A 19,470-nucleotide genomic window follows, 5' to 3' on the forward strand; every position below is an offset into this window, starting at 1 on the left:
CGTTCCCGCACAGTGAGGAGACGGCGGTGACCGGTCCCATGGCGCACTCCCGCGCCCGGCACAACCCGGCCGACGGCAAGGCGCCGGTCCGGCGGGCCGCCGCCGTCGTGGCGGTGGTCTTCCTCCTGGTCGGCGTGCTCGGCTTCGTGCCGGGGGTCACCAGCGACTTCGGGGACCTGCGGTTCGCCGGGCACGAGTCCGGCGCCAAGCTGCTCGGCGTGTTCCAGGTCTCGGTGCTGCACAACATCGTCCACCTGCTCTTCGGGGTGGCGGGGCTGGTGCTGGCCCGGACGGTCTCCGGCGCCCGCACGTTCCTGGTCGGCGGCGGCGCGATCTATCTGGTGCTCTGGCTCTACGGCCTGGTGGTCGACCACGACAGCGGGGCCAACTTCGTCCCGGTCAACAACGCCGACAACTGGCTGCACCTGTTCCTCGGCGTCGGCATGATCGCGCTCGGCGTGCTGACCACGCGGGGGCAGCCCCGCCGGTGACGCACCGTGAGCGGCGGGCGACCGTGACCATCGTCGGGGTCGCCCGCGTTCCGGTTTGACTCCCCCGGCGCCCGGGTAGTTCGCAGGTCCCCGACCACGCGAAGCGAGGGCGCACATGTCGAGCCGGATCACCTGCGAGGTGCGCGACGCGTCGCCCGTGACCGTCGTACGGCTCCGCGGCGGCCTCGATGTCGGCACCATGCGCGCGGTGCACGCCGTGCTGACGGACTGCCTGGCCGCCCAGCCCGACGCCCTCGTGGTCGACCTGACCGACGTCACCGTCCGCGACCGGCTCGCGCTCTCGGTCTTCGCGGCCGCCGCCCGGCGCGCCGCCGACTGGCCGGCGGTGCCGGTCGTGCTCTGCGCCCCGCCGCCGGAGGCGGCGGACTGGCTGGCGGAGTCGACCGCCTGCCGGGTGGTGCCGGTGCGCCGCGACTGCGAGGAGGCCACCCGGGCGGCGAACGCGGCGGTGGTGCCCCGGCTGCGGGCCCGGCTCGAACCGGTGGCGGAGGCCTGCCGGCGGGCCCGCGAGCTGGTCGCCGACGCGTGTGCCCGGTGGAACCTGCCGCAGGCGGCCGGCCCGGCCTCGCTGGTGCTCAGCGAGCTGGTCGGGAACGTGGTCCGGCACGCCGGGACCCCGATGCAGGTGACGCTCACCCTGCGCCAGCCGTACCTGCACCTCGCGGTGGTCGACGGCTGCCGGGCCTCGGCCCGGGCCGGTTCTCCCGAGCTGCTGGCGGAGGGCGGCCGTGGCCTGCTGCTGGTCCGCGAGCTGGCCCAGCGCTGGGGCAGCGTGCCGGCCGGCGACGGGAAGGCCGTCTGGGCCGTCCTGCCCGCCAATTGACCGAAATTACCGCTCTAGCCTGAATAGCCGCTGTCGCCTGGTTACATGGGCAGAGGGGCGGGTACGCACGCCGTCCTTTTCTGTCGTCATGGCGGGGTGAGAGTCACATGCCCAAGCGGGTAACCACGGAACCTCCACGCGACCGGGGCCCGGCGATCCTGGCACCGGCGCGCTTCGGCGGCTTCCCCGGGCCGCTGCGCAAGTCGCTCCCCGGCGGAACCCTGATCCGGTTCCTGGCCACCACCGACCACAAGCAGATCGGCCTGCTCTACCTGCTCACCTCGTTCGGCTTCTTCCTGGTCGCCGGGATCGAGGCGATGCTGATGCGGGCCGAGCTGGCCCGACCGGGCCTGCAGTTCCTCGCCCCCGAGCAGTACAACCAGCTGTTCACCTCGCACGGCGCGGTGATGCTGCTGCTGTTCGCCACCCCGGCGGCGTTCGGGTTCGCCAACTACATCGTGCCGATCCAGATCGGCGCGCCGGACGTGTCGTTTCCCCGGCTCAACGCCCTCGCGTACTGGCTCTACCTGTTCGGCGGCCTGATGGTGATCGGCGGCTTCGCCCTCCCGGGCGGCTCCGCCGACTTCGGCTGGACCGCGTACACGCCGCTGAGCAGCCAGGAGCACTCCCCGGGCGTCGGCGCGAACATGTGGGTGATCGGCCTGGTCATCTCCGGGCTGGGCACCATCCTCGGCGCGGTCAACCTGGTCACCACGATCCTGACCCTGCGCGCGCCCGGCATGACCATGTTCCGGATGCCGATCTTCACGTGGAACATGTTGTTCACCAGCGTGCTGGTGCTCCTGGTCTTCCCGCTGCTCGCCGCGGCGCTGCTGGCGCTGGCGGCGGACCGGCTGCTCAACGCGCAGGTCTTCACCCCGGAGAACAACGGCTCGATGCTCTTCCAGCACCTGTTCTGGTTCTTCGGCCATCCCGAGGTCTACATCATCGCGCTGCCGTTCTTCGGCATCATCACCGAGATCATCCCGGTCTTCGCCCGCAAGCCGATCTTCGGCTACACCGGTCTGGTGCTGGCCACCATGGCGATCACCGTGCTGTCGATGACCGTGTGGGCGCACCACATGTTCGCCACGGGCCAGGTGCTGCTGCCGTTCTTCAGCATCCTGAGCTACCTGATCGCGGTGCCCACCGGGGTGAAGTTCTTCAACTGGATCGGCACGATGTGGAAGGGACAGCTCACCTTCGAGACGCCGATGCTGTTCGCGATCGGCTTCCTGGTCACCTTTCTCTTCGGCGGCCTCACCGGGGTGCTGCTGGCCAGTCCGCCGGCGGACTGGCACACCCACGACACGTACTTCGCCGTCGGGCACTTCCACTACGTGCTCTTCGGCACGGTGGTCTTCGCCCTCTTCGGCGGCTTCTACTTCTGGTGGCCGAAGATGACCGGGCGGCTGCTCGACGAGCGGCTCGGCAAGGCGCACTTCTGGACCATGTTCCTCGGCTTCCACGGCACCTTCCTCGTCCAGCACTGGCTGGGCAACGAGGGCTTCCCCCGCCGGTACGTCGACTACCTGCCGAGCGACGGCTTCACCGCGCTGAACACCTTCTCCAGCATCTCCGCGTTCGTGCTCGGCGCGTCCACCCTCTTCTTCATCTGGAACGCCTGGAAAACCTGGCGCTACGGCGCCATGGTGGCGGTCGACGACCCGTGGGGCTACGGCAACTCCCTGGAGTGGGCCACCACCTGCCCGCCGCCGCTGCGCAACTTCGACCGGATGCCCCGGATCCGCTCCGAGCGCCCCGCGTTCGACGCCAAGTACGGCCCGCTGGTCGCCGACCTCGGCCGGGACCTGCCCCAGCGCACCACCAAGCCGCCGCAGCAGTTCCGCGAAGAGCTGCGCCGCGAGAAGCACCTGCCCGAGGCGCCGGCCGCCGAGGGGGCGCACGGCGCACGGGAAGCGGCCGGGTACCACCCCGCGCCGCAGTCCGGGGCCCGGCCGGTGGACGTGCCGGAGCCCGAGGAGGTGCGCCGGCCCAGCTTCGAGTACACCGAGCCGGAGGAGGAGCCCCGGCCCGGCGCCCGGCCGGAGCCGCCGGAGAGAGACCGCTGGCGGCACCCGCACGAGCCCGACGACACCCCGGAGCGCTGAGCGGGCGTACGCGGAAGGGGCCGGCGCCCGTGCGCCGGCCCCTTTCCGTCGTCCGGCCGGCGGTTGCCGGCGCGCGTCAGTTGTCGCGGGCCGGCGCGAGGCCCGCGGCGGTGAGCGAGCGGCGCACGGCCGGCTGGACCCGGGTCAGCCGCAGCGGCACCCCGGTGCGGGCGGCGGCCTCGCGGCCGGCCATCAGCGCGGCGATGCCGCCGGCGTCGAAGCCGCCCGCGCCGACCAGGTCCACCACCACCTCGGCGGGCTGGCCGGTCACCGCCTCCAGCATGGCCCTGCGGAGCTGGTCCGCGCCGTCCCGGTCGACCTCCCCGCCGACCTCCACGACCACCCGGTCGCCGTTCTGCTTCACGGAGATGCGGGTCTTCGTGCTGTCCGACTCGGCCGCGCCGTTCTGCCACGGCGGCGGGGCGTCGGCGAGCATCGCCTGGCGCAGCCAGGTCAGCGCCCGCGACAGCAGCCGCGAGACGTGCATCTGGGAGATGCCGAACCGGGCGGCGATCTCCGCCTGGGTCTGGTTGCCGTAGAAGCGCATGGCCAGGATGCGCCGCTCCCGCCAGGGCAGCCGGTGCAGCAGCCCGCTGACGGTCACCCGGTCGTCCACGGACTCCAGCGCGTTGTCGGACTCGCCGACCAGGTCGCCGAACTCGGCCGAACTCTCCCCGCCGACGGGGGCGTTGAGCGAGGCCGGGCTGTAGCCGGCCGCCGACTCCAGCGCGGCCAGGATCTCCTCCTCCGGCGTCTCCAGCCGCGCCGCCAGCTCGGCGACCGACGGGGCCCGGGACAACTCGCTGGTCAGCGCGGCGGTCGCCTGCCCCACCTCCAGGATCAGGTCGCGCAGCCGGCGGGGCACGTGCACGCCCCAGGTGCGGTCGCGGAAGTGGCGCTTGATCTCGCCGACGATGGTGATCGCGGCGTACGCGGTGAACGAGCCCCGCTCGGGGTCGTACCGGTCGACGGCGTTGACCAGGCCGAGGCGGGCGACCTGCTCCAGGTCCTCCAGCGGCTCCCCCCGCCCCCGGTACCGGCGGGCGAGTCGGCCGGCGAACGGCAGGGCGAACCGGACCAGGTCGTCACGCGCCTCCTGGCGCCGTTCGGGCGGCAGACCCTCGATCCGGGCCGCGTACGCCAGCGCGGCCGCGTCCAGGTCCTCCAGGCCCCGATCGGTCGGTGGTGGTGTGGTTGTGGTGCTCTGTCCGAACATCCGCGCCTCCCTCAGGAAGGTCCCCCGCCCGGATTCAGGAAACCGGTCGTGCGCGCGCGTGGTCGCACCACGCACCGGGCCGGAAGTGGGTCACATGACTGGGATGCCAGCGGGCGACGACGCCGCGCCGGACGGCGTGATCAGGCCGTCGCAGCCAGCGGTGTTCCCGCTCCGTAGGTACTCAATCACGGGACCCCGGTTTCGCGAGGATGTTTCGACAGGGCTGGTTCAACAGATCAGCAACCCCTGGTGGGCGCCGGTGTCGCGCAGTGCCGCGAGTGCCTCGGCGACGGTCATCGGCGGCGGCGTCGGCAGGTCGTACGGCTGGGCCCGCAGCACCTCGGTGGCTCGGCGGGTGGGCACGGAGGTGACCGGGTAGCCCCGCGCCGAGGTGCGGTCCAGCGCCCGCCGGCGGCGGCCGAAACCGGCGACGGCCAGCCACTGCGGCAACCCGGCGAGCGCCGGCGACCGCAGGCCGGGCGGCTCGGGCAGGACGTCCACCGAGCTGAACGGCTCGCTGCCGGCGAGCCACCACTCCACCCCCTCCACGCTGCGCCGGGTGGCGTTCTCGCACCAGTACGGCACCATGCCGGCCCGCACCACCTGCCACGGGTCGAGCAGCCGGCCGCACTCCACCACCAGCCGGTTGCCGGTCTTGCCGGCCGCGCGCAGCCAGCGCCGGTACAGGTCGGCGGTCGCGGCGCTCAGCGCGCCCGGCCGCGGGACGAGCACGCGGTGCAGCGGATGCCGGTGCCGGGCGGTCCACTCGCGGGCACCGTCCTCGAAACCGGACTCCACGCCGTGTTCGGCGGGGGCGGGTGGCGCGCAGACCTCCGGCGGCTGCCAGTGCGCGCCGTCCCCGCCGGCGGAGCGGAGCACCTGGCGCAGGGCGTGGCTGTCCGGGTGGAAGTCCACCGGGTCCAGGCCGCTGCCCGGGCAGCCGACCTGGAAGCTGTGGCCGGGCGCGGAGTCGAACACCGGCCAGGTGCGGACGTCGCGCAGCAGCAGCACCGGTGCGCCCGGCTCCAGCAGGTCGGCCAGGAACCGCGCGTACGCGGCCGGCAGGGACCGCCACCGGGCCGCGAGCGACACCGTGGCGCCGGCCAGCGCGCCCCGGCTGGCGGGGCAGTGCACCTGGCGTACGTGCAGGTCGGGGTTGCCGGCGAGCAGGCGGGCCGTCAGCGCCGCTCCGTGGTCGAGGGCGGCCTGCGGCCTGTCCACGGCGCCCTGGGCCCAGTGCACGCTCATCTCGAACCCGGCGGGCAGCCAGGGCACGCCGAGCGCCGTCGCCAGGTGCGCGGCGGCCCCGTGCGGGGAGCCGAGCAGGGCGCCCGGGTAGCGGCGGCGGGGGTACTGGTCGGCGAACCAGCGGGCGATCCGCTCGGCGTCGACCTCGGCCGTCTGGCCGGGGGTGAGCGCCACCCGACCGGCGGCCCGGACCACCGCCGCCCGCCGGACCGGCTCGGGCGCGCCGGTGAACCGCGACAGCGGGCCGGGGTGTCCGGGGTGTCCCAGGTCGGCGCAGTCGGTGCCGCGCAGCGCCCGCGCGGTGGCGGCCACCAGGACGCGGGCCGCGCTGCCGGCGGCCACCACCCGGTCGCCCGCCAGTCCGGCACCGTCGGCCGTGAGCCCCTTGCGCACCTTGTGCACCGGCCCCACCTTGCCTCGTTCGCTCACCACGCGGCCCGGCTTCCCGTCCCGATGGGGTTCAAACGGGGCATCCCCCACCGGGCGGGAGTAATCAGAAGATCCGGGCGGTTGCCGCCAGCCCCGTATCCGAGCCGTGACCAGGGGTTTCGGCGCCGGTACGGCGGGCACATGAGCGCCCATGCGCGCAGACGACGACACTCCCGCCGCGGCGGCCACCATCACCCCGTACCAGGACGGCCCGCTGCTGGTCCGGGGCGACTTCGCCCTGCTCACCCCGGACGGCGAGACCATCGACGCGCGGCGGGGCACGGTGGCGCTGTGCCGGTGCGGCAAGTCCGCGCTCAAGCCCTTCTGCGACGGCACGCACAAGGTGATCGGCTTCCGCGCCGGCACCGACCGGCAGACCTGACCCCGCCCCACCCCCGCGATCCCGCATCGGCGCCCCGACGGATCAGGATGGACAACCCGTGACGGGGGACGAGAGTGCGAGATCGACGAGCGGTGGATCGGAGAGGCGCGGAGGGCGGGCCGCGCCGGCCCGGGGGGACTCCCGCAGCGTGGCCCGGGGCGGGCCGGTGGTCGGGCGCAGCGAGGTGCGGCCGGCGGCCCAGGCGTCGAGCAGGTGCGCGGCGAAGAGCCGGTCCACCGCCAGCGCGGCGGCGGCACCGAGGAGCACGTCGGGGGCGAGCCCCGGCTCCACCCGGACCAGGCCGCCGCACAGGTCGTGCGCGGCGATCTGCTCGTGCACCGCGTCGGCCTCCACGTGCTCGTCGTAGAAGCGGGTGGCCGCCTCGTCCAGACCGAGCCGGCGCAGCCCGTTGCCGTACCGGCGGTTCGGCAGCGACGAGGTCATCTCGTACGCGGCGAGGTGCCCCAGCAGCGCCCCGCGCAGCCGCCGGTGCAGCCCGAACAGCGACATCAGGTTGTTGGTGGCCAGGGTGACCGCCGGCACCGCGTCCAGGTGGGCGGCGTATCCGGTGTCCAGCCCCAGCCGGTCCAGGGTCACCCGGAACAGCTCGGCATGCATCCGGTCCAGCCGACCGTTGCCGTACTCGTCCGTCTGGATCTCCACCAGGGCGGCCTTCGCCGGTCCGCCGAGGCGCGGCAGGGCCCAGCTGTGCGGGTCCGCCTCCCGCAGGTGGTAGACCGAGCGGTGGGTGACGAACTCCCGGAACTGCGCCAGCGACGCCCGGCGCTGGAGGTGCCCGGCGAGCGACGGCCCGGCGTCCGCGGCGACCACGTCCGCGAGGGCCGCCGGCACGCCGCCGGGCGGCACCGCCGGCAGCGGCCCCACGAGCGCCCGCACCGCCGCCTCGAAGACCCGTTCGGCGTACGCACGCAGCGCGAGCAGGGACGGCTGCCACTCCCAGTCGTCGTCGACGCCCCGCCAGCCCCGGTAGTGCAGCTCGTAGCAGCAGAAGAGGGTGAGCTGGAGGTCCTCGTCGGTGAGCGGGTCGACCGGGTCGAGCCGAGCGCCGAGCCCGGCCGGCAGGTCGTGCGGCTCCTGCCGCAGCGCGTCCAGCACCGCCGCCGAGACCGGTCCGCGGGGCTCCGGCAGGCGCGCGGGACCGTACCGGCGATCGGTGGGCTCGGACAAGGCGACCTCCCGCGTCTGACTGCCGGTCCTCAGTGCCCGCCCGCCGGGCGGCTAAACGAGGTCCTCGGTCTCCACGGTCACCCCGGCGGTGAGCATCCGGTCGCGGACCCGCCGGGCGGCGTCGCCCTCGGCGAAGACGCCGCGCAGGTCCGCGAACGCCGGCTCGGGAGGCGCCAGTCGTACGGCCGGGTCGACCACCGCCTCCACCACGCACGGGCGGTCGGCGGCGAGCGCCTCGTCCCAGGCGGCCCCCACCAGTTCCGGCCGGTCGACCCGCACCCCGTGCAGCCCGAGCAGGCGGGCCCAGCCGGCGTACGGGACGTCGGGGCGGCGGCGCGCGGGGTCGGTGGACGGCGGACGGCCCCCGCCCATGCCGGACTGGTCCCGGTTGTTGAGCACCAGCACCACCAGCCGGGGATCGCGCCACTCCTGCCAGTGGTGCGCCACGGTGACCAACTCGGCCAGCCCGTTGAGCTGCATGGCGCCGTCGCCGAGCAGGGCGATCACCGGCTGGTCCGGGGCGGCGAGCTTGGCGGCCACGGCGTACGGCAGGGCGCAGCCCATCGAGCCGAGTGTGCCGCAGAGCTGCGCGTTCACTCCCGGGGGCAGTTCCAGGTGCCGGGCGTACCAGTAGATGACCGAGCCGACGTCCACCGCGACCGCCCCGCGCCGCGGCACCCGGGTGGCGAGTTCCTGCACCACGAGCTGCGGGTTCACCGGCTCGGCGGGGGCGGCGGCCCGGTCGGCGCGCTCGGCCCGCCAGCGGTCGACCGAGCCCTCCACGGTCTCCCGCCAGCGGGCGTTGGGCCGCTCCGGCACCCTGGCCAGCAACGCCCGCAGCGTCTCCGCGGCGTCCCCCACCAGCGGCACGTCCACGGGGTAGCGGGTGCCGATCCGGCGCCCGTCGATGTCGATCTGCACGGTGCGGGCCTGCCCCGGCATCGGGAAGTAGTCCGTCCACGGGTCGTTCGTGCCGACCAGCAGCAGGGTGTCGCAGCCGCCCATCAGCTCGGCCGCGGCCGGGGTGCCGACCTCGCCGAGCACGCCCGCGTGGAAGGGCAGCCGCTCGTCGAGCACCGGCTTGCCGAGCAGCGAGGCAGCCACCCCGGCGCCGAGCCGGTCGGCGAGGGCGACGATGTCCTCCGCCGCGCCCCGGGCGCCCTGCCCGACCAGGATGGCGGTGCGCCGGCCGTTGGCGAGCAGTTGGGCGGCCGCCTCCAGGTCGACGTCGTGCGGTAGCACCCGGGCCAGCGGCTCCCCGGGCGTCGCCGCGAGCACGCCCGCCGCCTGGGGTTGCAGGTCGGGCACCGCGATCTCCTGCAACTGGCGCGGCAGCACCACGCAGACCGGGCTGCGGGTGGCCGCGGCGGTGCGGAACGCCTGGTCGAGCAGGGCCGGCACCCCGGCGGGGGTGCGGCCGTACCGGACGAACTGGTTGCACACGTCGCCGAACAGCCGGCTCAGCCCGATCTCCTGGTGGGCGCCGCCGAGCGGGCCGGAGACGTCCTCCCCGACGATGGCCACCACCGGCTTGCTGTCCAGCTTGGCGTCGTAGAGCCCGTTGAGCAGTTGGACGGCGCTCGGCCCCTGGGTGGCCAGGCAGACCCCGATCCCGCCGGTGAACTTGGCGTGCCCGGTGGCCATGTAGGAGGCGGTCTCCTCGTGCCGGGCGGGGACGAACGCCGGGTCCCCGCCCGAGGCGTCGAGCGCCTCGACCACGGGGGCGATGGCCTCCCCGGGGTAGCCGAAGGCCCGTGGCACCCGCCAGGCGCGGAGCCGCTCGACCACCAGGTCGGCCACCGTCCGCTCAGGCATTGCCACGCCCCGGCGTGGCGGCGTCGACGTACCGCAGCACCGCCCCGACGCCGTCGGCCAGCTCCGGCGCCTCGTCCGGGCCGAGCACGGTCAGCTCGGCCTCGGTGCCGACCAGGGCGCGCACGAGCGCGGCGTCGGCACGGACCTTCTCCGGGTCGCGCACCGACATGTCGGCGAGCTGCCGCGGGTCGGTGGCGATCGCCGTCGGATCCGGCCCGATCCACAGCTCCCCGGTCGCCGACGGGTCGTCGACGATGAGCATGGTGTCGACCTGGTTGCGTTGCAGCGCGGAGACCACCGCCTCCAGCCCGGCACCGACGTCCTCCTGCATGCCGAACCGGTCCAGCGCGGCGGTGATCCGCTGGTCGGCCACCTCGGCGATGGTCTGCACGGTGAGGTCGTCCAGGAGCGTCTGGTCGGCGCCGCCGGCCCGGGAGCCGGCGTCGGTGCGGACCACGACGTCCTGCCAGCGTTGCGGCATCTGGGCGGCGATCACGCCGGTGGCCCGCACGTCGCCGGCGACCACCACCACGTCCGCGCCGACCTTCTCGGCCAGCTCCACCGTCGCCGCGGTGACGTCGCCGGCGTTGTGGTGCCAGGCCTCCATGGCGGCGCGCTGGTACCGCGACTGGGACCAGCCGCCGGGCTTCACCCGGCGCAACTGGAAGTCCTCCCGGCCGGTCACGTGGGCGCGGCGCGGCACGCCGCCGGCGCTGATCGCCATGGCGTCGGCCCCGGTCCGGTCGGCCAGCACCCGCACCCACGCCACCTGCTCGCCGCGCTGCGCCAGCAGCGGCATCACGTGCGGCAGGGGGGTGAACGCGGCGAGGTCCCGCAGCGGCGGGGCGGAGAGGTACTCCGACAGCACCACCCGGCCCCGGGTGCCGAAGACCGCCAGGCCGTAGTCCCCCGGCATCGGGTCGTGCCCGCGGACGACCCGTTCGACCGCGTCGATCGTGTCCACGTCGGCGCGCTGTTCCTGGAGTTGGTTGCGCAGGGCCCGCCACCGCAGATCGAGCGCCGGGTGGGCGTCCTGGGTGTTGGCGGAGGCGTCCAGGTACACCGAGACCCACGGCCCCGGCCGGTCGTAGAGCGGGCGCAGGAAGGACAGCTGCATGCTCGACCCCTTTCCAGCTCGGCCCCCCGCTTACCCGCGCCGGTCCGGTTGTCACCTGGCCGCCGTGAGCGCGTGACCAGGATTCATTCACGTCGTTCAGGCCGGATGGCCGATACCATCGGTGAACGCAACCGGACTCTGGGTGGTGACCATGGACAGCGACCTCCATATCCGGCGGATCGTCCACCCCACCGACCGGATCGTCACCGGCCGAATCGTCCGCCTGCTCGACGGCTACCCGCGCGAGGTGCGGGTCGGCCAGCCGGTGCTGGTCGCGGTGCTCGCGGCGGCCGGGGTGGCCGGGCTGCTGGCGGCGGTGGTCCGGTCCCTGTTCTCCGCCGGCTCCGGCGCGGCGGCCCGGCGGCGGTTCAAGGACCTGAAGAAGGGCCCGGAATTCCTGGTCACCCCGGTGCGGCTGCGCGACTCCGCCGGGCAGCTCTGCGAGGTCGAGCTGCACGGGCACCTGCCGCAGAGCGCCCTGCACCCCGCCGACCACGTGCAGCTCACGCTGCGCCGGCAGGGCGACCCCGACCTGCCGCCGAAGATCGAGCGGATCGTCAACCTGACGACCGGGCAGCTGCTCACCCCGCGCACCGCCACGCTGTGGTCGCACCTCGGGCCGCCGCTGCTGCTCCAGGCGGCACTGGGCGGGCTGCTGGTCGCCGCCCTGCTCGCCTGGGCCGCGCTCACCTGAGTCGCGCGCCCGGCGCTGACCCGACATCTCGCACCCGGCACCGGCCTGGCTCGCGCGCCCGGCGCTGATCCGACGTTTCGCGCCCCGCGCGCCCGGGCACCGCAGGCGCCATGTTCGCCGGATTCACGCTCGACGAGATCGACCTCGGGCCGGTACGCCTGCGCGTACGCCACGGCGGGTCCGGGTCGCCGGTGGTGCTGCTGCACGGCCATCCCCGCACCCACGCCACCTGGCACCGGGTGGCGCCGCTGCTCGCCGGGCGGCACACGGTCATCTGCCCGGACCTGCGCGGCTACGGTGGCTCGTCGACGCCGCCGAGCACCCCCGACCACACGCCGTACTCGAAGCGGGCGATGGCGGGCGACGTCGTGGCGCTGCTCGACGCCCTCGGCCACGACCGCGCGGCCGTGGTGGGGCACGACCGGGGCTGCTACGTGGCGATGCGCACCGCGCTGGACCACCCCGACCGGGTCAGCCGCCTCGGGGTGCTCGACGGGGTGCCGATCGGGGCGGCCCTGGCCCGCGCCGACGCCCGGTTCGCCGCCCGGTGGTGGCACTGGTTCTTCCTGGGCCAGCTCGACAAGCCCGCCGAGCAGGTGATCAACGCCGACCCGGACGCCTGGTACGGCGGCTCCCCCGCCGAGATGGGCGAGGAGGCGTACGCCGACTACCACCGGGCCATCCACGACCCGGCGACCGTGCACGCCATGTGCGAGGACTACCGGGCGGGCCTCGGCCCGGACCGGGCAGCCGACGACGCCGACCGTGCCGCCGGCCGGCGGATCACCTGCCCGGTGCTCTTCCTGTGGTCCACGCGGGACGACATGGTGGACCTCTACGGCGACCCCGCCGCGATCTGGCGGGAGTGGGCCGACGACGTACGGGCCGCACCGGTCGAGTCGGGCCACCACATGGCCGAGGAGGCACCGGGACAGCTCGCCGCCGAGCTGTCCGCCTTCCTCGCCGGGTAGCCGCCCGGGTCGGGCGGGTCAGCCGACCGGGGCGGGCTCGCGGGCGGGCTCGCGGGCGGTGTCGAGCATGCCGCGCCGCCGCGCCCAACGCTCGAAGGCGAGCGTGGCGAAGGGCGGCACGGCACAGGCCAGGGCCACCCCGGTCGCCAGCAGGCTCCACCGGCGCAGGCGGGCCACCGCGAGCACCAGCACGCCGTACGCGATGAACAGGCCGCCGTGGATCGGCCCGAAGATCTGCACGCCCAGCTCGTTGGCGGGCGGGCCGTACTTCACCGCCATGCCGGCCAGCAGGGCGGCCCAGGAGATCGCCTCGGCGATCGCCGCCACCACGAACAACCGGGTCACCTTCTCGCGCATCAGCATCTCCATCTCTCGCCGCCGGCCATGCTATCGGTGACCCCGGTCGCGCCCGGGCGGGACCGGGACGCGGGCGACGGGGATCACCGGGAGCCCCGCTGGGTAGAGAAGAGGTCCTCAGGTCTTCCCCGGCCCCGACGTGGCGTGCGAGGTTTAGGGGACCAGCGGTGACAGGGTGGTGACCATGGGCGAGGAAGTCGGCGTGCGGACCTTCAGTCGCGAGGATCGGGCCCGCTACCGGGAGAAGGTGCGCCGCTGCCTCGACGTGTTCGCCGAGATGCTGCGCGAGTCGCGGTTCGACGTCGACCGGCCGATGACCGGGTTGGAGATCGAACTCAACCTGGTCGACGGGGACTCGATGCCCGCCATGCGCAACGCCGACGTGCTGGCCGCCGTCGCCGACCCGAGCTTCCAGACCGAGCTGGGCCAGTTCAACGTGGAGATCAACGTGGCGCCCCGCCGGCTGACCGGCACCGGCACCGCCGAGTTCGAGGAGCACGTGCGGGCCAGCCTGAACGCCGCCGAGCAGAAGGCCCGCGCGATCGGCGCCCACATGGTCATGATCGGCATCCTGCCGACGCTGCGACCCGAGCACCTGACCGCGGAGACGCTGTCGGCCAACCCCCGCTACGAGCTGCTCAACGAGCAGATCTTCGCCGCCCGGGGCGAGGACCTGCGGATCGCGATCAACGGGGTGGAGCGGCTCGCCGTCACCGCCGACACGATCACCCCGGAGGCGGCCTGCACCAGCACCCAGTTCCACCTCCAGGTCAGCCCCGCCCAGTTCGCCGACTACTGGAACGCCGCCCAGGCGATCGCCGGCATCCAGGTGGCGCTCGGCGCCAACGCGCCGCTGTTCTTCGGCCGCGAGCTGTGGCGGGAGACGCGCATCCCGCTGTTCCAGCAGGCCACGGACACCCGCGCCGAGGAGATCAAGGCGCAGGGCGTACGCCCCCGGGTCTGGTTCGGGGAACGCTGGATCACCACCGTGTTCGACCTGTTCGAGGAGAACGTCCGCTACTTCCCGGCGCTGCTGCCGGTCTGCGACCCGGAGGACCCGGCCGAGGCCCTCGCCGCCGGCGGCGTGCCCAAGCTCGCCGAACTGCGCCTGCACAACGGCACCGTCTACCGGTGGAACCGGCCCGTCTACGACGTGCTCAAGGGTCGCCCGCACCTGCGGGTGGAGAACCGGGTGCTGCCGGCCGGGCCGACCGTCCTCGACACCATCGCCAACGGCGCCTTCTACTTCGGCCTGGTCCGGGCGCTCGCCGAGGCCGACCGGCCACTGTGGTCGCAGATGTCCTTCAGCGCCGCCGAGGAGAACTTCACCAGCTGCGCCCGCCACGGCATCGACGCCCAGGTCTTCTGGCCCGGCCTGGGCTACCTCCCGGTCACCGAGCTGGTGCTGCGGCGGCTGCTGCCGCTGGCCCACCACGGGCTGGACCGGTGGGGCCTGGACCCGGGCGAGCGCGACCGGCTGCTCGGCATCATCGAGCAGCGCTGCCTGACGGGGCGCAACGGCGCGAGCTGGCAGGTGGAGACCCTGCACCGGCTGGAGTCCACCGACCACCTCGACCGGCCGGAGGCGCTGCGCGAGGTGGTGCGGCACTACGTGACGCTGATGCACAGCAACCGGCCGGTCCACGAGTGGCCGCTGCCCTGACCAGGGCAGGCGGGGCGACCGGCGGGATCAGCGCGGGCACTTTGGGGCACAGGTCGATCACCCAGCGCGATTGCGCAGGGCGGAAGAACCCCGGGGACCGGAAGCGCCCCATGATGAGACGCGGACATCGATCCCGCACGATTCGTTGCTGGTAGGAGGGGTCGGGCGGGTGCGTCCAGGCCGACCGGTGGCCCCCGTTCGCCGGTCGCGGGCGGCGTCGCCACCGTCGGCGGTCGCGCCCGGGTTCCACCCCCCACCCTGAGGAGCGCACGTGACGCAGACCCAGCGGTCCCCCCAGCAACCCGACGTACCCGTCCGGATCCGGCCCGACACCGCGCAGACCGGCACGTCCGCGTTCGTCACCGGGCACTTCCCCCGGCGGCGCGGGCTGATCATCCTGCTCAGCGTCCTCGGCGGCTTCCTGCTGACCGTGATCTGGTCGGCGGAGTTCGTCGACCGGACCATCGGCGACAACGTCGCCAACACCCTGCTCGGCCACGACGCCAAGGAGACCCCCATCCAGGGCGTCGCGGCCGGCGTGCTGTTCGCCTTCGTCTCCGGGATCGCCGGCACGTTCACCGCCTGCAACATCGCCGCGTTCGGCGCCCTGGCCCCGCTGACCGGCACCACCGGCAGCAGGCTCAGCAGGTTCGTGCAGCCGCTGAAGCCACTGGGCTGGATGTCGGTCGGCATGGTCGCGGTGTCGGCCACGTACGGCGCGATCGTGGGCTTCGTCGGAACGTCGATGCCGCAGTTCTCCACCGCCAGCAACAGCCCCGGCAGCCTGTCGCCGCGGAGCATCCAGTCGATGGTGGTCTTCGGCCTGATCGGGCTCATCATGATCTACCTCGGCCTGGCCGCACTCGGCGTGGTGCCGGATCCGTTCGCCCGGATCGCCCGGCGGCATCCCAACGTGCCGATGGTCTTCATGGGCGTGCTGATCGCCGGCTTCCTCATCGGCCGGCCGTTCGCGCTGTTCCGACAGATGTTCCGCGACGCCGCCGAGAGCGGCAACCCGCTCTACGGGGCCGCGGCGTTCACCCTCCAGTCGATCGGCAACATCGTCATCATGGCGGTGCTGTTCCTGCTGCTGGCCTGGCTCGCCGGTTCCCGCCTGCAACGCTGGTTCAGCGCCCGGCCGACCCGACTGGCGACCCTGACCGCGGTCGCGTTCATCGTGGCCGGCGCCTTCACGTTCCTCTACTGGGACGTGCGGATCCTCGCCCGCCGCGAGATCATCCCCTGGTATCCGACGGCCCCCTGGTCCTGACCGACCCGGGCCGGGGACCGGGGCGGCGCCGCCCCGGTCCCCGGCGGCCGGCACAGATCGATCCCGGCCGCGCCATGCCGTGGGCGCCGGTGGCGCCCCGGCCTTTCGCCGGCCCTCGCCCTGACGGCCGACGGCCCACCCCGCCCCGCCGGATGCGCGGCCTCCGATCAAGGGCGCGGGGCGGACCTGCCGCGCCCGTTCAGCCCTGTCCCGCCGGTGCCCGACCCTCGGCAGGGTCGACGACGACGCCGGCGTGGAACACGACGCCGTCGAGCACCTCCCGGACCCCGCGCCACCGGTCCAGCCGCGCCCCGGCGAAGGTGGCCTCGCCGTGGAACGACGCGCGCCCCTCGGACCCGCCCAGCCGGAAGGCGGCAGCGTCGAACGTGCTGTCGTCGAACCGGGTGGCGCCGTGGAACTGGGCGGCGGTGAAGTCCGCGTACCCCGCGTGGCAGCCGTGCAGGTCGAGGTCGAGCAGCGTCGCGCCACACAGCGACAGGGTCATGCCCGGCCAGTGCGTCGGCCCGTCGGGGGTGGCGGCCACCGGGCGCAGCCGCTCGGCGAGCAGCCGCTGCGCGTCGCGTCGCAGTGCCGTCTCCCCGGCCTCGGCGGGGCCCAGGTCGCCGCGTACGTCGAACGGCAGCGGCCCGCGCAGGTATCCGCAGACGGTGTCGACCACCCGTTGGCGCAGCTCCGGTCGCGCGTCGCCCAGCTCGCCGAGGGCGCGCAGCCCGGCGCGGCGGACGGCGGGGTCGCCGTCGCCGAGTTGCCGCGCGTAGGGCGACACGGATTCGTCCGGCACCAGCACGCCCGTGCCGTCCGGCCCCGGACGGGACGTCCAGCCGAGGGGCCAGCCCACCGCCTCGCCGGCCGCGCCGGCCCACTGTGCGCCGCCGAGGTCCACCGCGGGCTGGTCGAGTCGCACCGCCGCGCCGAACCGGGCGTCCCGGAACGTCGCCTCCCCACCGAACCGGGCCTTGCAGAACCAGGCCGGGCCACCGAAGCGGGCCTGCCGGAACGACGCGGTCCCGGCGAAGCGGGCGCCGTCCCCGCCTTCCTCCCAGCTCTGGTAGTCCCCCATCAGCACCGCGACGGGCCAGCCCGGGTCGTCCTCGTTCGGCTCGTTCCACGGCGCGGGTCGGACGTCCTCGATCGCGTCCCAGGCCGGATCGTCCTCCCACAGCTCGTCCTCGCCCCGCCCGAACCACGCCATGCCGGCGAAGTCCACCCGGTCGAAGCCGGCCGGTCCCCGGAACCGGGCACGCCCGAACGCCGCGTCGGCGGCGAACACCGCCCCGTCGAACCGGGCCTCGCCGTGGAAGAGCGCGCGGGTGAAGTCCGCGTCGCCGGTGAACCGGGCGCCGGCGAACGAGGTCGTACCGAGGAACCGCGTGTCGGCGAACCGTGCCCCGGCCAGCTCGCAGCCGCCGAGGTCCGCGTCCATCAGGGACGCCCCGGACAGGTCCACGGCGAGCGGCGTCGCGTCGCCCGCCCCGGCCGGGCGCAGCAGCCCGGCCAGCACCCGCAGCGCCGCCCGCCGCGCGTGGGCGTCCCCGCCGTCGGCGCCGGGCGTACGCAGCCAGGCGCAGATCGCGTCAGCCACGTCCTGGCGCAGCGTCGGGTCGGTCGCGCCGAGGTCGGCCAGCCGCCGCAGGGCTTCCTCGCGCGCCGCGCCCGTCCCCTCCGCCACCTGCCGTGCGGCGACCCGGCACGCCTCGACACCGGCCTCCTCGGTTGCCACGCGACCCTCCCAGCGGGGCGGCCGTCCCGCCACCCGGTACCCGCCGCCGGGACCGTCCCGGGGCGCGGGCGCAGGATAGCCGGGGGCGGTGACAAGTCGCCGCCTCTGGATCAGGACGGACGTCCGCCAAACCTCCAGTCGTGCACCTCGATCTCGGCGTACCGGTCCGGGGTCAGCACGGCGCGCGCCTCGTCCGGGTCCGCCGCCCCGACCAGCACCGCCGTGCCCAGCCAGGTGGCGCCGTCGTCGGACAGCAGCGGCCCGTACGCGATCAGGTCGTCCCGGTCGGGCGGCAGGTCCCGGTCGGCGGCCCGCCCCGCGCCGAGGCCGAGCACCAGGTACCGGTTCCCACCGGTCCGGCCACCGGGAAAGTCCCACATGGTGCGCCCCAGCGTGTTGTGCCAGCGGCGCAGCAGCACGTCCCGGTACGCACCGGCCTGGTAGTTGGGCTCGTCGAAGGCGAATGCCCGGGCGGCGGCGGCATCGGGCAGGTCGACGATGTGCACGCTGCCGGTCGGCGTTTCCCCGTCGGGGGCGAAGGTCGGGCCGCGGGCGATCATCTCCGCCGCGTACCGGTCCATGTAGGACCAGTGTTCTTCCAGCAACTCGGTGCGCAGTGCCAGGGAATCACGCCGGTCGCGGTGGTAGCAGAAGAACTCCATGCCGCAGATCCTGATCTCCGTTTCGGACCGGTGCAAGTGTCGGCGCCTCCGCCCCATGCCACCGAGGGCGGTGCCCCGAAACCGGCTACGGGACCGGAGCACACGCGCAGAGCCCCGGCCGTCGGCCGGGGCTCTGCCGGTCATGTTTCCTTACGCCGGGGAAAGACCTTCCGCGAAGTCGTAGAGGCTCTTGATGTCATTGTCGAAGTATGGACCGTCGAATTGCCCGTTGCCCGGATTGTCGCCGTGGCTCACGACGCTGTTGACGTATCCGAGGCCGTTCTGGTCGTTGTATTCCTGCAGCCAAGGGCCGCCGCTGGAGCCGTAGGTCATGTTGCACCACATCCGGATCTGCTGGCCGCCGGCGTACCACGTGCCACTCTGGCAGTAGTACTGGCTCTCCCCACCGCCGAGGTTCGACGGGTAGCCGAGGGCGGTCATCAGGGAGATGTTGTAGCCCCAGTTCCAGCGCAGACCGTGGCCACCGACCGTGTCGACCACCTTCAGGCCCCAGTTACCGCCGTTGTGCATGATGGCGATGCCCATGTCCTCGTCGTAGCTGCTGTTGTTGATCCACGCGGTGCGGGCCGTGAGCTGGTACGCCACGAACGTGCCGAACGGCCGCACACCGTCGCGGTACCGCGGCACGAACTGCCAGTTGCTGTACCACTGCCCGCCGCTGCCCTGGTGCACGCAGTGACCGGCGGTCATGACCAGCCGGCGCTTGCCGCTGGCGACGGCGCTCGCCGAGCAGGAGGCGGTACCGCCGCCGGGCATGGTGAAGTAGACCTTGCCGACGACGGCTGATTCGTTGAGCTGGATGCCGACGTCGTCGCCGCTGGCGACGCTCGGCGCCAGGGGCGCGACCGTGCCCGCCGGTCCGTCGGGCTTCGGCGCCCGGTTGGTCGACTCGGTGGTGCCTGGGCGCTTCGCGATGTCCAGGTCGACGGCGCTCGCCATCCGCTCCGGCGTCCAGAACGCGGCGACCTCCTTGGCGATCGCCGCGTTGGTGATCGCACGACCGTCACTGGTGCGGGCGGTGGTGGTGGTGTTGCCGTTCCTCTCGACTGTGGTCGGCTTCGCCTCGGCGACCGCCGGGGCGGTCACGACCAGCGCGAGCGCCAGGCTGGCCGTCGCGGACCAGCGTAGGGTTGTTTTCAAGTGTTCCCCCTTGTCCTGGGTGCTCCATTCGGGCCAGGGAAACGTATCGACTGATTTACATTGATCACAAGATAATGGAATGGCAGGTAATTGACACTGACTCTTTGGCG

At 74.0% G+C, this 19,470-nt stretch carries 17 protein-coding genes; 8 read left to right on the top strand and 9 right to left on the bottom strand.

Features of this window, described 5'->3' with window-relative positions:
• Window positions 1-38: 38 nt before the first annotated feature.
• From AB0L34_RS11100 to ctaD, 3 genes are all read left to right on the top strand, one after another.
• A complete protein-coding gene (locus AB0L34_RS11100; RefSeq protein WP_363703950.1) occupies window positions 39-491 on the top strand; it encodes a DUF4383 domain-containing protein in 453 nt (150 codons plus the stop codon).
• 115 nt (window positions 492-606) lie between these two features.
• Complete coding sequence (locus AB0L34_RS11105) at window positions 607-1,335, top strand: ATP-binding protein (RefSeq protein WP_363703908.1); 729 nt, start codon at window positions 607-609, stop codon at window positions 1,333-1,335.
• 107 nt (window positions 1,336-1,442) lie between these two features.
• Entirely contained in the window at window positions 1,443-3,446 is a 2,004-nt protein-coding gene (ctaD, locus tag AB0L34_RS11110) for a cytochrome c oxidase subunit I (protein ID WP_363703910.1), read from the top strand.
• 76 nt (window positions 3,447-3,522) lie between these two features.
• Here ctaD and AB0L34_RS11115 read toward each other — a convergent pair whose 3' ends face one another.
• Together AB0L34_RS11115 and AB0L34_RS11120 are read right to left on the bottom strand one after the other, a co-directional pair.
• Entirely contained in the window at window positions 3,523-4,662 is a 1,140-nt protein-coding gene (locus tag AB0L34_RS11115; protein ID WP_350705717.1) for a SigB/SigF/SigG family RNA polymerase sigma factor, read from the bottom strand.
• Between the two features lie 228 nt (window positions 4,663-4,890).
• Window positions 4,891-6,303, bottom strand: coding sequence for a hypothetical protein (locus tag AB0L34_RS11120; protein ID WP_363703952.1), 1,413 nt, complete (start codon window positions 6,301-6,303; stop codon window positions 4,891-4,893).
• A 187-nt stretch (window positions 6,304-6,490) separates the two neighbouring features.
• Here AB0L34_RS11120 and AB0L34_RS11125 point away from each other — a divergent pair, with 187 nt between their 5' ends.
• The gene (locus AB0L34_RS11125; RefSeq protein WP_363703912.1) at window positions 6,491-6,721 is read left to right on the top strand and encodes a CDGSH iron-sulfur domain-containing protein; all 231 of its coding nucleotides are present in this window, start codon (window positions 6,491-6,493) and stop codon (window positions 6,719-6,721) included.
• Between the two features lie 42 nt (window positions 6,722-6,763).
• On the opposite strand, the gene AB0L34_RS11130 is transcribed toward AB0L34_RS11125, so the two are convergent.
• The 3 genes from AB0L34_RS11130 to AB0L34_RS11140 are packed head-to-tail and all read right to left on the bottom strand — an operon-like array spanning window position 6,764 to window position 10,841.
• Window positions 6,764-7,909, bottom strand: a complete 1,146-nt coding sequence (locus tag AB0L34_RS11130) for an iron-containing redox enzyme family protein (protein ID WP_363703914.1) — start codon at window positions 7,907-7,909, stop codon at window positions 6,764-6,766.
• Between the two features lie 51 nt (window positions 7,910-7,960).
• Window positions 7,961-9,724, bottom strand: coding sequence for a thiamine pyrophosphate-binding protein (locus tag AB0L34_RS11135; protein WP_357463751.1), 1,764 nt, complete (start codon window positions 9,722-9,724; stop codon window positions 7,961-7,963).
• On the bottom strand, window positions 9,717-10,841 hold the full coding sequence (locus AB0L34_RS11140; protein ID WP_363703916.1) for a Vms1/Ankzf1 family peptidyl-tRNA hydrolase: 1,125 nt from the start codon (window positions 10,839-10,841) through the stop codon (window positions 9,717-9,719). Before AB0L34_RS11140 ends, AB0L34_RS11135 begins: the two co-directional genes overlap by 8 nt.
• Before the next feature lie 142 nt (window positions 10,842-10,983).
• On the opposite strand from AB0L34_RS11140, the gene AB0L34_RS11145 reads away from it, so the two are divergent.
• A complete protein-coding gene (locus AB0L34_RS11145; protein WP_363703954.1) occupies window positions 10,984-11,535 on the top strand; it encodes a hypothetical protein in 552 nt (183 codons plus the stop codon).
• Between the two features lie 110 nt (window positions 11,536-11,645).
• Entirely contained in the window at window positions 11,646-12,506 is an 861-nt protein-coding gene (locus AB0L34_RS11150) for an alpha/beta hydrolase (protein ID WP_363703918.1), read from the top strand.
• Between the two features lie 18 nt (window positions 12,507-12,524).
• On the opposite strand, the gene AB0L34_RS11155 is transcribed toward AB0L34_RS11150, so the two are convergent.
• Window positions 12,525-12,863 (bottom strand): DUF3817 domain-containing protein, encoded by a 339-nt coding sequence (locus tag AB0L34_RS11155; RefSeq protein ID WP_363703920.1) that lies wholly within the window; start codon window positions 12,861-12,863, stop codon window positions 12,525-12,527.
• Window positions 12,864-13,047: 184 nt separating this feature from the next.
• Between AB0L34_RS11155 and AB0L34_RS11160 the strand changes: the two genes are divergently transcribed.
• A complete protein-coding gene (locus tag AB0L34_RS11160) occupies window positions 13,048-14,526 on the top strand; it encodes a glutamate--cysteine ligase (protein ID WP_363703922.1) in 1,479 nt (492 codons plus the stop codon).
• A 271-nt stretch (window positions 14,527-14,797) separates the two neighbouring features.
• The gene (locus AB0L34_RS11165) at window positions 14,798-15,796 is read left to right on the top strand and encodes a hypothetical protein (RefSeq protein WP_363703924.1); all 999 of its coding nucleotides are present in this window, start codon (window positions 14,798-14,800) and stop codon (window positions 15,794-15,796) included.
• 199 nt (window positions 15,797-15,995) lie between these two features.
• Here the strand turns inward: AB0L34_RS11165 and AB0L34_RS11170 are convergent, their stop codons facing one another.
• The 3 genes from AB0L34_RS11170 to AB0L34_RS11180 all read right to left on the bottom strand — a co-directional run bounded on the left by AB0L34_RS11170 (window position 15,996) and on the right by AB0L34_RS11180 (window position 19,360).
• Window positions 15,996-17,537, bottom strand: a complete 1,542-nt coding sequence (locus AB0L34_RS11170) for a pentapeptide repeat-containing protein (RefSeq protein ID WP_363703926.1) — start codon at window positions 17,535-17,537, stop codon at window positions 15,996-15,998.
• 110 nt (window positions 17,538-17,647) lie between these two features.
• Window positions 17,648-18,199 carry a YciI family protein gene (locus tag AB0L34_RS11175; protein WP_363703928.1) on the bottom strand — a complete coding sequence of 184 codons (552 nt, stop codon included), beginning with the start codon at window positions 18,197-18,199 and terminating at the stop codon, window positions 17,648-17,650.
• Window positions 18,200-18,349: 150 nt separating this feature from the next.
• The gene (locus AB0L34_RS11180) at window positions 18,350-19,360 is read right to left on the bottom strand and encodes a hypothetical protein (RefSeq protein WP_363703930.1); all 1,011 of its coding nucleotides are present in this window, start codon (window positions 19,358-19,360) and stop codon (window positions 18,350-18,352) included.
• Window positions 19,361-19,470 lie beyond the last annotated feature (110 nt).

This window comes from Micromonospora sp. NPDC052213 (assembly GCF_040679695.1).
In the GTDB taxonomy this organism is placed as follows: Bacteria; Actinomycetota; Actinomycetes; order Mycobacteriales; family Micromonosporaceae; genus Micromonospora.